Here is a 13,485-nt window from a genome sequence, read left to right on the forward strand (position 1 = left end):
ATAAAATAAAAAATCCCGAGTTATAAACTCGGGATTTTTTGTAAGCTGTTGTAATTTAAATTACATCATTTTGCTAAAGTAAATAGCGTTCATAAGTAGTTTGTTTGTACCAAACCAAAAGGCTCTAAAGTTAGTGTTATCTGTAAATAAAATTACACGTCCTTTACCGTAACCCTGCGTTTTAAACGGAACACTATTTTTTAATATGCCTAAATTTTCTTCAGAAATATAACCGCTTAACAATGGGTTGTTAGTATATTGTATTGGGTTGTTATAACTGTTTTTGTCTGGATTTATATAAATATTGGTATTTCTAAATAATGGTAATTTATCATTTTTATAACCAAAGTTTATAGGGTGAGAACGATCTAATTTAGCTTCAAAAATAGCGCCACCAGTTACTTGTGCTCCTCTAAAATCTCTACGTTTGTCAAAAGGAATGTTCTTGGCTACTAGTGATGAATCCTTTTTAAAATCGATTTTCATTAGTTCATTAGAATTTAGCCAATACGCCGCATTTCTGTAGGCAATTAAAGTTCCTCCATCTTTTACCCATTCTTTAATTTTAGTAACTGAGCTTTTGTCTAGTGCACTAGCATAAATACTAGGCACAATTAAAGTAGTGTATCTGCTTAAATCTACTCTAGAAAAATAATCTGTATCTAGCTTTGTAATTTTCATATTATAACGCTGATCAAACAAATGCCAAATTTCTCCTGCATCTGCATACGTTACTCCACTGCCAACTAATAGTGCTACTTGTTGTTTTTTAAGCGGATCAAACTCATTACTACCTAAATCAATACCCTTAGTTAAACCAGTACCAACAGCAGTAATTGTTAGGTTGTTTTCTTTAGCAACATTTTGTAAAAACAAATGAAGCTGCTGTTTGTTGTATTTCTGATTCTGTACAGGAACCATTATAGTGCCATAGTCATATTCTTTACCTTCTACAGAAAAAGGACTTTTGCCAACTTTAGCTCTTAAGCCAGCTTCTAAAATTGTGTTTAGAGCTTTAGGGCTATAGTATTCATTCCACTCAAATAAATAAGCATAACTACTTTCGCCTGTTATAGCTCCTTGTAACGGTTGTAAATCATTAATTTCTTCACCTAAATTAGTTAGGTTTGTAGTTTCTGTATAATCTAAATTAAAAGCTAGTGGAAACGTCCATGCAGAAATATCATAAAATAAACTATCAGTAAACGTTGTTCTTTTTTCGAACATAGCATTTATAAGTTGATAGTTTTTTTGGTTCATAGGAACAACATAACTAGCTCCTTTTTTATATTTTTTTCCGTTTAAGTTAACATCGCTTTTAAGTTCGTTAAATTTTATTTTGTGTCGTTGTAAAATATCAGCTAAATGCCAGGTTTTAGCAGCATCTTTACTATCGCCAAAAACGATAGCTTTTGTTTTACTCTTTGCAGCTTCGGCTTTTGCATTTTTATAAAATTGTTGTTGGTATCCAAGTATTTTAGATCTCATATTATTTGCAGCTTCTATAGTAGATAATGCTGCTGTAAATTGATTTCTAATAGTAAAAGGGAAAGTAAGTATGCCGTTTTCGCTTTCTTGTACGTGGCCACGAGAACTGCCTTGTTCAAACAAAATACCAATACTACCATTAACATCTGGGAAAGTAGATCCTTTACCATAGTAGTAATCATCATAATTTTCTTCAGAATAATATAAAGAACCTATTTTATCAAAAGCTTTGGCGTGATAGGTGCCAATTTCTGCTGTTAATTCTTGATTTAAAGTAGGAGTTAAAGGGTGTACTCTTGTTGGTTCTCCAGGCTGAAAAAAGAAAGTAGAATTTGTTCCCATTTCATGATGGTCTGTTAAAATATTAGGTAGCCATTTATGAAACGTATTAATTCTTGCTTTGCTTTCTGGTAATTGTACAGGTAACCAATCACGGTTCATATCAAACCAATAATGATTTGTACGTCCGTTTGGCCAGGTTTCATGATATTCTCTATCATTACCATCTGGATTTAAGTTTTTACTTTTATTACTATTTGCCCAATGTGCAAAGCGTTGTATGCCATCTGGATTAAAAGCTGGGTCCATTAGAATAACCATATTATCTAATAGCTTTTCTATTTCTGGGCCTTGGGCAGCAGCTAAATAGTAAGCATATGCTAAGCCAGCATTTGCACCACTAGGTTCGTTACCATGTATAGAAAAACCTTGATAAACAACAATAGGCTTATCTTCTGTTTTACCATTGGTGTTATTAGTGTTACTTAAATGTTCTTGCCTTATATTCTCTATGTTTTTTAAGTTTTTAGGCGATGTAACGGTAAGCAGCAAAATTGGTCTGCCTTCATACGTTTCACCTCTGTTTTCTATAGAGATTCTGTTACTAGCTTTTGCTAATGTTTGCATATAGAATTGCAGTTTGTCATGAGAAACGTGCCATTGGCCAACCTCATGACCAATAACGTCTATGGGTTTAGGGATGTCTTGGTTGTATGTAATATTTTGTGGTAGGTAATAATTAAGATCTAATTTTTGTTGGGCTTGAGTATATTGAAACACAACAAAAATTAATAAAAGCAGTCTTTTTTTCATAGATGAGTTAGTTTTTAGAGCTAAAAAAAGCGACTCTTTTTTGAGAGTCGCCTAAAGATACATTTTTTTTGTTATCTAGATATCTTCAAAGCTTACGTTTGTAAAACTGCTTGTTGCAGTAGCTTCTATTTCTTCACCATTAATACGTTCTTCTTTTTTGAAGTCTTTTTGGTGTCTGTCAGAAATTACTTCCTCACCTTTTTCGTTAATAATGTAGTCCATCATTTCATTTAAAAGCTCTTTAAAAGGAGTAAAATCTTCTTTGTATAAGTAAATTTTATGCTTTTTATAATGGAAAGATCCATCATCGTGTGTAAATTTTTTACTCTCAGTAACAGTTAAATAATAGTCTCCTGCCTTAGTACTCCTCACATCAAAAAAATAAGTCCGTCTTCCGGCTCTTAGTACTTTTGAATAAATCTCTTCCTGATCCATTAGTTCTTTTTCACTCATTGTTATAGTTATCTCGTTAGTGTAATGTTATCATAGTATTCCTCAAAAATGGAAAAAAAATAGCTAATTGACAACATTTTTCTAACTTTCTTTCTCTGATAGCTGACTATTATAAAGAGCTTTATAATAGCCTTCTACTGCGAATAAAGAACTGTGTGTACCCTCTTGAACGACTTTACCATTGTCTAGAATTATGATTTTATCTGCGTTTTTGGCAGACGACACTCTATGGCTAACTATTAATGTAGTTTTATTTTTAGAAGCAGACTTTAAATTGTTAAGTATTTGCTCTTCCGTTTCTGTATCTACAGCAGAAAGGCAATCATCAAACAAGTAAATTTTTGGATCTTTAAGTAGGGCTCTAGCAATAGAAACTCGTTGCTTTTGCCCTCCACTTAGGGTAATACCCCTTTCTCCTAAAACAGTGTCGTACTTTTCTTTAAAGTTCATAATGTTTTTATGAACAACAGCTTTTTTAGCGACAGCAATTATTTCTTCATCTGTAGCGTCTTCTTTTCCAAATTTAATATTGTCTTTTATTGAATCTGAAAACAAGAAGGCATCTTGTGGTACAGCACCTATGTTTTGTCTTAAACAATCTAGGTTTACTTTTTTAATAGAAGTGCCATCTATTAATATATCACCAGAAGAAACATCGTATAATCTTGCAATAAGGTCTAATACAGTAGATTTTCCGCTACCTGTTTTACCTATAATAGCAACAGTTTCTCCTTGGTTTATAGAAAAAGATATGTTTTTTAAAGCTGTAATGTTAGTATCATCATAAGTGAAGCTTACATTTTTAAATTCTATTTTACCGTTAATATCCATAGGAGTGGTAACAGTGTTTTCTATTTCTGGTTTTTCTTTTAGAAATTCGTTAATTCTTGCTTGTGATGCTTCTGCTCTTTGTATAATAGAGGTTAACCAACCAACAATTGCAACAGGCCAGGTAAGCATATTTACATAAATTATAAACTCTGCTATAAGTCCTATGCTTTCTATTTTTCCGCTTATATATTGTTGTCCTCCTACATAAATAACAATAATGTTACTTATACCAATTAGGAGTACCATTAGAGGAAAAAACCAAGCATTTATTTTTACCAAAGCCATACTTTTCTCTTTTCCTTCATTGGCTAAAGACGTAAGCTCTGCATTGGTACGGTCTTCTATGCTATATGCTTTTATTACAGAAATACCAGAGAAAGATTCTTGTGCAAACGTAGATAACTTAGATAAAAACTGCTGTACAATAGTACTACGTTTGTGTATTAATTTACTAATGTTATAAATTAAAACAGATAAAATTGGTAATGGTATTAGGGTATAAAGTGCTAATGATGGCGCTTTAGAATACATTATAGGGATAATGCAGGCAAATAGCGTAATAGTATTCATACCATACATTAAAGCAGGGCCACAATACATTCTAACCTGACTAACATCTTCGCTAATCCTGTTCATTAAATCACCCGTTCTGTTCTTTTTATAAAAGTTTAAACTTAATTTTTGGTAGTGGTCGTAGACCTCATTTTTTAGATCGTATTCTATATATCTAGATACGTTAATAATGGTTTGTCTCATTAAAAATGTAAAAAAACCAGATAAAAGGGCAGCACCTAAAATAATAAGTATGTATTCTAGTAAATGACTTTTAACTAAAGATATATCTATATTATCTTGGGTAATAAACTCTTTTACAACGTTTATAGATTTGTTTACATAAGGGGGCATTACTAAAGAAAATACGCGAGCAATAACTGTAATTATAATACCAATTGTAAGCTTAAGCCAATATTTTTTAAAGTACTTATTAATGTGTTTTAATTCTTTCATTTATGTTTTAAGGATAGTGGTGTTGTACTAAGTTAGCAAAGATAGGTTTTTGAACCATAACCTTATGTTATCATTATCATAAGATAAAAACTTGTTACAATTGGTACATTTGAAAAATATAATAGTACTTTTGCAAAATATAATTTTTAACAAATTAAAGTTCTTTTTCAATGCTAACAAGAAGGCATATCAGGGTTAAAGTAATGCAGTGTATTTACGCCCTAACTCATTCGCAAGATGATACACTAGAAAAACAAGTAAAGTTTTTAAAATACAGTGTAGATAGTATGTATACATTATACTTACTAATGTTAAGTTTGTTGGTAGAACTGCAAAAGAGAGCAGAAGAGCAAGCAGAGATTGCATCTAAAAGTTATTTAGGCAATGTTTCTGATGCGTATCCGGACAGAAAAAAGTTTGTAAACAACAAAGTATTGTTACAAATAGCAGACAACAAATTACTACTTGAAGAATTGTCTAGCAGAAAATTAAACAATTGGTATTTAAATGAAGAGTATGTTAAGTTAATATACAAAGAAGTTGTAGAGAGTGAATACTATACAACGTATATGACTAGCAATACAAGTAGCTACGAAGAAGATAGAGATTTATTGGCAAATCTTTACAAATTTGTAATAGCTCCTAACGAAAAAATATACGATTATTTTGAGGATGATAAATTAACTTGGATAGACGATATTCCTATTATAAATACATTTGTATTAAAGTTAATTAAGAAGGCTAAGCCAGATGTGGTAGAATCTTTTTTCTTGCCAGAGCTTTTAAAAGAAGACGATGATATGCTTTATGCAAAGCAATTGCTTACCAAAACATTGTTAAATGATGCTGAATATGTTAAAGAAATAGTTGGTAAAACTCCTAATTGGGACAAAGACCGTATTGCAGACATAGATGGTATTTTACTAAAAATGGCAATTTGTGAGCTTTTAAACTTTCCGTCTATACCAGAGAAAGTAACTATAAATGAGTTCTTAGAGATAGCAAAAGAGTACTCTACACCAAAAAGTAGCATTTTTATAAACGGTATTCTAGATAAGCTAGTGCGCGAGTATAAAAGTGAAGGAAAGTTAAAAAAGATAGGTAGGGGATTATTATAAGAATAATTCATTAATTTTGTGTAAAACAAAATAAAATTTAAAACTATGAGAAAGATTATTTTAATGCTAGGTGTAGCTGTGTTTGCTATGTCTTTTACATCTTGTAAAGACAATGCTTCTAATAAAATAATTATGGCTAATGTTGATAATGCTGCTGAAAGAGATAGCAATGCTAAAAACTTGCCAGAAATGAGTTTTGATAGAACTGAATTTGATTTTGGTACTATTGAACAAGGTACTCCACAACAAACAGTTTTTACGTTTACAAATACAGGTAATGCGCCTTTAATTATTACAGACGCAAAAAGTACTTGTGGATGTACTATTCCAGAATACCCAAAAAACAAAGCAATTGCTCCAGGAGAATCTGGTGAAATGTTAGTTAAGTTTAACGGATCTGGTCAAAACCAAATAACTAAAGCAGTAACAGTAACTGCAAATACAGCTAAAGGAAGAGAAACTTTACGTATAAAAGCTTTTGTAAACCCTAAAAATGGTACAACAGCATTAATTCCGACAAAGTAAAAATATGGATCAAATATTAGAGCAATACCCTTTCCTACCAATGGTAGGTATATTTATAGTAGCATATTTTTTTATGATACGCCCGCAAATGAAACGTTCTAAGGACGAAAAGAAATTTGCAACAGAGTTAAAAAAAGGAGATAAAGTTATTACTAAAAGCGGAATGCATGGTAAAATTTTTGATCTAAATGATAAAGATATGTCTTGCGTAATTGAGACTATGGCTGGTAAAATTAAATTTTCTAGATCTGCTATTTCTATGGAAATGAGTAAGAAAATGAATGAGCCAGTAGCAGAAAAAAAGTAATACTATAAATTACTATTTAAAAAAGCATCGATGAAAATCGATGCTTTTTTGTTTGTGGTCTATTTTGTATCTTAATAAAAAAAAAGCAAAATGAAAAAAGTATTGCAAGTTGCAAACGGGGTAGCGTTTATTTTTACATTAGCTATTAATTACCTGTCTAATACAGGTAAAATGAACAATACAACTATAGGTGAAGTTTCTAGGGGTTTACGATCGTTATTTACACCCGCAGGCTATGCCTTTTCAATATGGGGATTAATTTACCTTTTTGTATTTTCTTACATTATTTATCAAGGTAGAGGTCTTTTTGTAAAAGTACGCGATAATGACTTTGTGCTAAAAATTGGTTGGTGGTTTGTGATTTCATGTATAGCTAATTGTAGTTGGGTTGTGAGTTGGATTTATGGCTACACCGGGCTGTCTTGTATATTTATATTCTTGTTGTTATTTTCATTATTAAAAATAGTGTGGAATAATAAAATGGAATTGTGGGGTGCTCCAATTTCTGTAATTGCGTTTCTATGGTGGCCTTTTGTAATTTATAGTGGTTGGGTTACTGTAGCAAGTATAGCAAATGTATCTGCATACCTAGTAAAAGTTAATTGGGACGGTTTTGGTTTTGAGCCAGTAGTGTGGACAGTGGTAATGATTATAGTGGCCGTAGTAATTAATTTAGTCGTTACCTGGCAAAGGAATATGCGCGAGTTTGCTCTTGTAGGTGCTTGGGCATTAATAGCAATTGGCATAGCTAATAGTGTGCTAGAGGAGGTACTGGCTTATATAGCATATGGAGCTGCAGCTATTTTAATGCTAAGTAGTTTTTTCCACGCATTTAAAAACCGAAAAACTGCACCGTTTGTTAAGTTAAAGGAACATTTAAAGAAATAGAGTTTTTATTTATTAAGTGCATTTTTATCTTTTTCTATTTGTAGGTAATCACTAATACTAATCCCTAAAATGGCATTAAGCTTTTTATTAAGCTGAATCTTAGATATATTTAAATCAGCTGCTATAGATTCTTCAGAAAGGGTAGAGTTGGTTCTGTTTTTTTTAATAATTTCATTTATTTCTAGTATAAAATCTTGTTCTGTAGTAGCAATATTTTTTTTAAAATTAATATCTTTTACATTGTGTAAAAAGTTATATCTAAATTTTTCTTGGTTATATATTAGGGTTTTGATAGATTGAGATAAAACGGAGAAACTAAAGGGTTTAGTTAAGTAAGAATCTATTCCGGAATGTAGTCCTTTTAGATAAGATTCTTCATTATCCAAAACTGTAAGCATAATAATAGGAATATGAGATGTTCTTAAATCATTTTTTAAAATTTCGCATATAACGTAGCCGTCTTTATCTGGTAAATTAACATCACATATAATAAGGTCGGGTATAATTTCTAGTGCTTTTTCTATGCCATCAATTCCATTAGATAGGTGTACATTATAGTTAATGTTTAATTTGCTTTCAAGATATTTAATTAAATCTAAGTTATCTTCAATTATTAAAATTGAATAACCTGTGTTACTGTTCTTGTTTATAGAAGCTTCACTAAAATAATTGTCGTTATCCTCATTATCAAGTGTTATTATAGATTGGTCTATTTCCGCAGATTGATAAGTAATCTCTTCGGGTTTTAAATGTGTGTCTCCCTTATATAATTTTAAGGTGAATTCGGTTCCTAATTTACTATCAACATCTATAGATCCCTTGTGTAATTCTATAAATTCTTTAGATAAATGAAGGCCAATGCCAGAACTAGCCTTAGTGTTGTTAGAGGCTATTGTAAATGCGTTAAATATTGTGTTTAAGTCATCACTTGGTATGCCTATACCAGAATCTTTAAAACAAACGTTTATAAAGTTACGCTCTTTGTGGTCTGTAATTTTTATAGAAATATCTCCATCATTGGGTGTAAATTTAAAAGCATTAGATAGTAGGTTAAAATACACTTTATCCATTAAGTTTCGATCTATGAAAATAGATAAATCTTTGTTGTTTGTTTCTAGTGTAAAATTTATATTTCTTTTTCTAGCTTCACTTTCAAAATCATTAAAAATTCCTTTAGAAAAATCTAATAAATTTGTTTCAGATGCTTTTAATGTAAATTTGCTTTCTTCGACCTTTCTAAAGTCTAGTAGCTGGTTTGTTAAGCGCAATAGGCGTTTAGAGTTATTAAAAATTATGCTTATTTCATTTTTTAAATTGTTTTTATAAGTGCTTTGTTTTTCTGTTAAGCTTTCTATTGAAGATAAAATAAGAGTTATGGGTGTTTTAAATTCGTGAGATAAAGCTGTAAAAAAATTGACTTTAGCCTCGTTACTATGTTCAGCTTCGTTTGCTATTTTTTTTATCTCTTTTTTCTGTTTGGTAATTTTTTTATTTATGATTTCTAATTCGCGCTTTTTCTTTCTTATGTTATAGCCAGAATAAATACTGTATATACCTAATGTTATGCTTATTATAAATAAAGCCAGTACTATTTTTAATGTGGTGCTCTGTTTTGTATAAGTATCTTCTTGTTGTTTAATTTTTTCTTGTTGTTTTATAATGTCTAATTGGTGTTCATATATTTTATCAAACTGATGTTTCATTATATCAGCATTTCTAGAATCTATGAGAATTGTTTCTAGAGTATTGTTTTTATTGACCTTTTCTCCGTTTAGCATTTCAATAGCTAATTTGATTGCTTCATGACCTCCGGTAGGATAAAAAACAGTAGCTTTTAAAATGTTGTCTTTTACCAGTTGTATGCCTCCATTAGGCTCGTTTAAGCCATCAACACCAATTATATCAACGTGGTTATCTAAGTTTAATTCTTTTAATACATCCCAAGCTCCTAGGGCCATTCTGTCGTTATGAGCATAAATGTAATTTATATCTTTTTCCTTTTTTAAGAATGATTTTAAACTGTCTTTTATAGAGTATTCCTCCCAGTTGCCTTCAATAGAGTGTACAACATTTAGATTGTTTGTTTTGTTTATAATTTTATTAAAACTAATACTTCTGTCATATGCAGGAGAAGAGCCTTTAAGTCCTTTAATTTCTATAATTTTTTTTGGATCGTTGCCGGCAATAGAAGAAATATAATTTGCAACATTAACGCCAACTTGTTCGTTGTCGCCTCCTAAATAAGCAGTGTAATTTTGACCATCTATTTTACGGTCTACTACTAAAACAGGAATGCCCGCTTTTAGAGCTTTTTCTACATAAGGGGTAATAGGTTTAGATTTAACTGGAGATACAATAATAATATCTACTTTTTCTAAAATTAATTCCTCTAAGTTTTTTATTTGATTTTCTATATTATCCTTACCGTCAAGAACTTTTAAATTTATGTTGGGGTAAAATGCTACTTCTATCTCCATATCTTTGATCATAGACTTTCTCCACTGATCATTAATTCCTGTCTGTGCAAAACCAATTGTTAGTTTTTTAGTAGATTTATTTGTGTTGCAACTGTAATGTAAACATATGTTTAATGTAATTAGTATTATAAAAAACTTGCTAAGCTTAAGACGGAACATTTTTGTAAATTAAATTGTTAAGACATTAAATAATAAATCTTTAAAATGTAAAATTTATTGGTAAGAAAAATTATAAAAAAATGAAAGTATAAAGTTTAGTTACGATGGAATTTTACGTCTTAAATTTAATTATTTTTTATGTAAAATATTAATTTTAAGTAAATCAAATAATCAATTGTTTATTATTAGTGAACAAGGTTGATTTAGGGGAGTAGATGAAGGGCTATAACAATTATAGTTTGCAGCTTTTTTTTAGTCTATTTTTTTATGTAAAGGGGTAAAACAAAAAAACCTCCAGCGTTAACTGAAGGTTTTTTGTGATCGCGAAAGGATTCGAACCTTTGACCGTCTGCTTAGAAGGCAGATGCTCTATCCAGCTGAGCTACGCGACCATTTAAAAGACATAATATCTGTCTTTCGGGCTGCAAATATACAATAACCAATTTATAATATGCAAGTAAAATTTAAAATAATTTTAGTTTTTTTTTATTTCATTAATTTTAGTAAAAAATGAACTTTATACATAATGTAAAGAGAAAACATATAAAGGAAATAGAATTATAAAAAGAGTCACTTCTCTATATAGTATTTTAACTTTTTGGAGCAAAATGAAGAATGTAAAATAATAATTAAAAAAAGTTTCATTCTAATAATACTTATAATGAGCACGTTACCAAAAATATCAAAAAAAAGATTAAAAAAAGTTCAAAAACACTTGGTAGCTATGCTTAATCGTTATATATTTGCACTCGCAATTAAAAACTGTGTAAGTTCATTAAAGAGTATTGGAGAGGTGCCTGAGTGGCCGAAAGGAACGGTTTGCTAAATCGTCGTAGGTGGAAACACTTACCCAGGGTTCGAATCCCTGTCTCTCCGCAATAGCTGTCAAAGCAAATTGCGAGGACAGAAAAATTTCTCAATTATTGAAGTTAAAAAGATAACTATTCGGGGTGTAGCGTAGCCCGGTTATCGCGCCGCGTTTGGGACGCGGAGGTCGCAGGTTCGAATCCTGCCACCCCGACCAAGAAAGCCTTTCAGGAAACTGAGAGGCTTTTTTATTTTATACTGTTAAGGCTAAAAAAAAGCTTCTCTTTATAGGGAAGCTTTTTTTGTATAATAGTGTTTTGAAAATAGAAGATACTGAAAAATTTATACAGTAGAGTCTTAGGTATTACAAGTTCTAATTGTTGTTAGGAATCTTTTACAAGCGTTTTCCTAGGAGGGTTTCAAAATTGTAAAAATTTTTAGAGTTGTAAATTCTATATGCTTGTTTTATATCACTCTGAGTGATTTTTTGAAGAATTCCTTCAATTTTTTTATCTGAAATAGATTTGTCTGCAAATATTCTAAAGTGAATTTCAGATTCCATTTTTTGTTGATGAAATTGATCTAAGGGTTTTAGATTTTGTTTAAACTTAATAATATCATTTTTAATTGAATCTATTCCATTTCCAAACTCAGAAACAATAATTGTTTTGCCGTTGTAGGTTCCAATAAACATTTTAAAGCCATATTGGTGATTTAGGCTTATATGTTGAGCTAGACTATCTGTAGGTAATTTAAATGCAACATTATTTGTTTTGCTAAGAAAATCGAAATAATTCTGGGCTCGTACTAAATTAAAATTCCTTTCTTTTAATGAATCTTTAATTTTAAAGGATAATAAGTTGTTATTTTTTGATAGCGTATAATGTAGAATCTTTTTTGAGCTATCTTTTTCAGAAACTTGTGAAGAGATTTGGGAAATATAATCAAATTCAATTTTTGATTCGTTTGCTGTCCATTTAGCATTTAGCACATTATCTTCAATTAATAGTAGACTGTCTGGGTAAAAATAAAACCGAGTAAATCCATCATTTTCTGGACTAAACCATTTTCCGTTCAATTCTTTTTCAAATGAATTTTGACCACATGAAATTAAATTCAAAGTCAGTACTAATATTAATATGTAGTTTCTGTTTCTCAAGGCTGGGAATTAGATTTTGTATCTAATTTGTTAGTTATTCTAGTTCTTTAGTCTGTATTAATGTTTTTAATGTCGGTGGCGGCAGATTAAACCTGTAAGCCTTGATACCTTCGTAATCGAAAAAAGCCAATCTATAGTTGTCTAATTCATCAATTGCAGCTCTCTCTTTTTTTGTTAATTCTGAATATTCTTTTTGATACCATTCTTTTGATAAATAGTTTTTATAATCATATATACCATCTTTAATTTCAGCTAGTATAGGCTGTAAATATTGAATAGGAAAATGCTTTTATAAAATAGAAATTCAAATTTATCTTTAGAATTAGAGCCTAAATGGGTTCCATTTTTCTCCAACAGTAGTACGTTCTGCACCAACTCCAATTGGCATTTCAAATAACTGATTTAGTGTTGTGTCTAATTCCACAGCATTTTTTAAAGAAATAATTTTTGCATTTTTTTCTGTGTGCTCATCCTGTCCGCACAAGAACTGCCAATCTCCATCATTGTCGTGTGATGCGTATAAAATTGGGCTTTTAAGATCGGTCACGTGATTACAGGTAAAAATGGCCTTATTTTCTGCATCACTGAATTTAAATTCAGTTTTGTCTTTATCGCTTTTTTCTTTTCTAAATAGATTAAATATTCCCATAATAGCTGTTAAGTTATTAAAATTTACAGTATTAAATGTAAGTAAATATTTTATTTTAAAGTGATTAGGTGGGGTGTCTTTTTCTTATAGTAGCTATTTAGTTTAGAACTTTTTTCATTACTACATACTCAATTTTCCCTTTTACAAATCTATTTTTAGTTAATATCATTCCGAATTTAGCGTAATAATCAGATTTGTCTGTTCTGGCATTACACCATATTTTATGCAGTTTTTCATCTTCTGCTATGTTAATAATTCTGTTTAATAACATTGTTCCATATCCTTTTCCTTGATAATCTGTTAGCGTTGCAAATTTTCTAAACTGAGCTGCTTTATTTTTAACAAATAGCGATATAACAGAAACCATTTTACCATCAATAAACAACCCAAAATGTCTTCCTTGATCATCATTTTCTAGCTTAACGTAGTTAATAGGCTTATTTGGCCACATAGTTCTATGGCGAATATTTAATGTTTCTTCAGAAGTTATTTCTATGATTTTGGGAATCATTAAGGCTTGGATT

Annotated in this window: 11 protein-coding genes and 3 tRNA genes; 6 read left to right on the top strand and 8 right to left on the bottom strand. The window is 30.3% G+C overall.

Annotated elements, in window-relative coordinates:
- Positions 1–60: 60 nt before the first annotated feature.
- From BT107_RS00405 to BT107_RS00415, 3 genes are all read right to left on the bottom strand, one after another.
- Complete coding sequence (locus BT107_RS00405) at positions 61–2,580, bottom strand: M14 family metallopeptidase (protein ID WP_072301789.1); 2,520 nt, start codon at positions 2,578–2,580, stop codon at positions 61–63.
- A 75-nt stretch (positions 2,581–2,655) separates the two neighbouring features.
- Entirely contained in the window at positions 2,656–3,033 is a 378-nt protein-coding gene (locus BT107_RS00410) for a PUR family DNA/RNA-binding protein (RefSeq protein ID WP_072301790.1), read from the bottom strand.
- A gap of 81 nt (positions 3,034–3,114) precedes the next feature.
- On the bottom strand, positions 3,115–4,872 hold the full coding sequence (locus tag BT107_RS00415; protein ID WP_072301791.1) for an ABC transporter ATP-binding protein: 1,758 nt from the start codon (positions 4,870–4,872) through the stop codon (positions 3,115–3,117).
- Positions 4,873–5,042: 170 nt separating this feature from the next.
- On the opposite strand from BT107_RS00415, the gene nusB reads away from it, so the two are divergent.
- From nusB to BT107_RS00435, 4 genes are all read left to right on the top strand, one after another.
- The gene (nusB, locus tag BT107_RS00420) at positions 5,043–5,990 is read left to right on the top strand and encodes a transcription antitermination factor NusB (RefSeq protein ID WP_072301792.1); all 948 of its coding nucleotides are present in this window, start codon (positions 5,043–5,045) and stop codon (positions 5,988–5,990) included.
- Positions 5,991–6,035: 45 nt separating this feature from the next.
- A complete protein-coding gene (locus BT107_RS00425; RefSeq protein WP_072301793.1) occupies positions 6,036–6,515 on the top strand; it encodes a DUF1573 domain-containing protein in 480 nt (159 codons plus the stop codon).
- Between the two features lie 4 nt (positions 6,516–6,519).
- Entirely contained in the window at positions 6,520–6,822 is a 303-nt protein-coding gene (gene yajC, locus BT107_RS00430) for a preprotein translocase subunit YajC (RefSeq protein WP_072301794.1), read from the top strand.
- Between the two features lie 90 nt (positions 6,823–6,912).
- On the top strand, positions 6,913–7,710 hold the full coding sequence (locus BT107_RS00435; protein ID WP_072301795.1) for a hypothetical protein: 798 nt from the start codon (positions 6,913–6,915) through the stop codon (positions 7,708–7,710).
- Positions 7,711–7,715: 5 nt separating this feature from the next.
- Here BT107_RS00435 and BT107_RS00440 read toward each other — a convergent pair whose 3' ends face one another.
- Together BT107_RS00440 and BT107_RS00445 are read right to left on the bottom strand one after the other, a co-directional pair.
- Complete coding sequence (locus tag BT107_RS00440; protein WP_072301796.1) at positions 7,716–10,346, bottom strand: substrate-binding domain-containing protein; 2,631 nt, start codon at positions 10,344–10,346, stop codon at positions 7,716–7,718.
- A gap of 318 nt (positions 10,347–10,664) precedes the next feature.
- Positions 10,665–10,738, bottom strand: a tRNA-Arg gene (locus BT107_RS00445).
- Positions 10,739–11,133: 395 nt separating this feature from the next.
- Between BT107_RS00445 and BT107_RS00455 the strand changes: the two genes are divergently transcribed.
- Positions 11,134–11,222, top strand: a tRNA-Ser gene (locus BT107_RS00455).
- 70 nt (positions 11,223–11,292) lie between these two features.
- Positions 11,293–11,370, top strand: a tRNA-Pro gene (locus tag BT107_RS00460).
- Positions 11,371–11,547: 177 nt separating this feature from the next.
- Here BT107_RS00460 and BT107_RS00465 read toward each other — a convergent pair.
- The 3 genes from BT107_RS00465 to BT107_RS00475 all read right to left on the bottom strand — a co-directional run bounded on the left by BT107_RS00465 (position 11,548) and on the right by BT107_RS00475 (position 13,472).
- The gene (locus tag BT107_RS00465) at positions 11,548–12,273 is read right to left on the bottom strand and encodes a hypothetical protein (protein ID WP_072301798.1); all 726 of its coding nucleotides are present in this window, start codon (positions 12,271–12,273) and stop codon (positions 11,548–11,550) included.
- A 361-nt stretch (positions 12,274–12,634) separates the two neighbouring features.
- Positions 12,635–12,961, bottom strand: a complete 327-nt coding sequence (locus BT107_RS00470; protein WP_072301799.1) for a hypothetical protein — start codon at positions 12,959–12,961, stop codon at positions 12,635–12,637.
- A gap of 97 nt (positions 12,962–13,058) precedes the next feature.
- Positions 13,059–13,472: a GNAT family N-acetyltransferase gene (locus BT107_RS00475; protein WP_072301800.1), complete on the bottom strand. Its 414-nt coding sequence runs from the start codon at positions 13,470–13,472 to the stop codon at positions 13,059–13,061.
- Positions 13,473–13,485 lie beyond the last annotated feature (13 nt).

Origin of the sequence: Cellulophaga fucicola, assembly GCF_900119145.1 — a bacterium.
GTDB lineage: Bacteria > Bacteroidota > Bacteroidia > Flavobacteriales > Flavobacteriaceae > Cellulophaga > Cellulophaga fucicola.